We start from the raw sequence: 1,275 nt of genomic DNA, 5'->3' as shown, positions 1-1,275 counted from the left end.
CAACTGTAGCAAATATAGCAAGTATATCCACTGTTTTACCTATTGGTCCCTGGGCTCCCTTCTCACCAATGAGAGGAATAAAGATACTACTGATAAGCCCCGGCTTATTCTTTCTAAACTGCATATATGCAAGTCCTAGAGCCAGTACAGAATAGTTTGCCCAAGGGTGTAGTCCCCAGTGAAGGAAGGATTTTTTTAGGGCAAAGGATGCTGCTGCTGCAGTTCCCCCCTCCATCCCCATAGGGTTCATAAAGTGATTCAGTGGCTCTGCAACTCCCCAGAATACAAGACCGATTCCCATACCTGCAGAGAACAGCATAGCAAACCAGGACATATAACTGTACTCTGGTCTGGAATCATCTGCTCCCAGCCTTATCCTTCCATACTTACTGGCAGCCAGCCAGACGGAAAATACAACAAAGGAAGACATAGAAAGAGTGTAGAACCATCCAAAATTTGTTACCAGATAACCAAATGTAGCGTTTCCAACCTTTTCAAAACTCTGTGGCAGTAACAAGCCCCATAATACTATGGAAATTGTTATTGCTATAGAAATATAAAAGGTACTGTTACTCTTCTTTAATTCTAAAGCTTTACTCTCCACCGTTTGCGTTTCTGATTTCATAATACCTCCTTCTTAAACTAAAAGGGATCCAATATTTCCTTAAATATAAATTATTCACATGAATTCTTTTAATAAAGGGGAGTACACTTACTCCCCTCTATTTTAATTTTGTAGTTTATCTATAAATAAGTTTCAAAATGAATAAACTATACTCGTGATATGAATTATGAACAAAAGAATTTGCTGATAATTCATTCAATGACTATAATTAGAACTTCACGCTAAATACTGTCTGTTCCTCTACCTGTGTCTCAAGAGCGTCTAGAGCTACTCCAACTCTGTGGTATCTCAGCTTCCACTGCTCTTCCTTGGAAGTACTAGGATCTCCTAGTGGGTATGGAATTGAGATTGTAGGAACTATCTTGTTTGATCCTACAGTTTTTGCTACTGGAACCAGGTTAGCCATCTGTACTACAGGGAACCCAGCTTTTTCTATCTCTTTTACCATCGTTGCACCGCAACGAGTACAAGTTCCTCATGTGGATGTCATTATTACACCAGTTACATTGTGATCTCTGAGGTGTACAACTATCTCCTGAGCCATTCTTGATGCCTCTGCTTCAGTTGTTCCAGTTCCTACTGTTGTATAGAAGTGGGAATCGATGCTTCCGATTCTTCCCTCTTTCTCATATGCTCTTAGAGCATCTAAA

General features: G+C 39.9%; 2 protein-coding genes. Both read right to left on the bottom strand.

Annotation, left to right across the window (positions count from 1 at the left end; all coding sequences use genetic code 11):
* On the bottom strand, nt 1-625 hold a 625-nt coding region (locus tag QMG11_RS19970; protein ID WP_281838219.1), incomplete at its 3' end, for a BCCT family transporter.
* A gap of 208 nt (nt 626-833) precedes the next feature.
* The coding region (locus QMG11_RS19965; protein ID WP_281838217.1) for a glycine/betaine/sarcosine/D-proline family reductase selenoprotein B at nt 834-1,275 on the bottom strand (442 nt) is incomplete at its 5' end.

Origin of the sequence: Propionigenium maris DSM 9537 (genome assembly GCF_027925155.1) — a bacterium.
Taxonomy (GTDB): domain Bacteria; phylum Fusobacteriota; class Fusobacteriia; order Fusobacteriales; family Fusobacteriaceae; genus Propionigenium; species Propionigenium maris.
This window is presented reverse-complemented; position numbering and strand designations above follow the sequence as displayed.